General features: G+C 67.5%; 1 protein-coding gene. It reads right to left on the bottom strand.

Translation table 11 applies throughout. The features are described 5' to 3' along the window. On the bottom strand, positions 1–355 hold a 355-nt coding region (locus tag U9979_RS17225), incomplete at its 3' end, for a VOC family protein (protein ID WP_322780198.1). Positions 356–532 lie beyond the last annotated feature (177 nt).

Here is a 532-nt window from a genome sequence, read left to right as displayed (position 1 = left end):
CCGCACCCGCCGGGTCGGTGAACACCGCCATGCGGCCCGCCTCCATGACGTCCATCGGCCCGGCGAGCACCCGCCCGCCGGCACCGAGAACCGCCTCCGCCGTCTTGTCCACATCATCAACGCTGATGTAGGTGTTCCAGGTCGGGGGCTGCCCCTCGCCGAACAGCGGGCCCAGACCTGCGACCAGCTTGCCGCGGAGCGTGAACATCGTGTAACCGCCCGCCCCCGGGTCCGGTACCTCCTGCGCCTCCCAGCCGAGCAGGCCGCTGTAGAAGGACCTGGACGCCTCGAGGTCGAGGCTACCGAGATCCACCCAACACGGAGTCCCCGCCGGATAGGACATGAACTCGGCCATGACAACCACCTCCTGTAGACACGTCAGACGCTGTAGCGCCTCGCATGGATCGGACGGTAGCGGTCGCCTCCGACAGTTTCCGCGGCGGGCTCGATGAAACGTCGCCGAACATTTTGGCGGTTGACGCGGGAAAGGGACGGGCCGTGTGCTCCACCCCACAGACACGGATCCAGTGGT

It is taken from the genome of Protofrankia sp. Cas4 (assembly GCF_963555915.1).
GTDB lineage: Bacteria > Actinomycetota > Actinomycetes > Frankiales > Frankiaceae > Protofrankia.
Note: the sequence above shows the minus strand (reverse complement) of the source record. Positions and strands in the feature narration are given on the sequence as shown.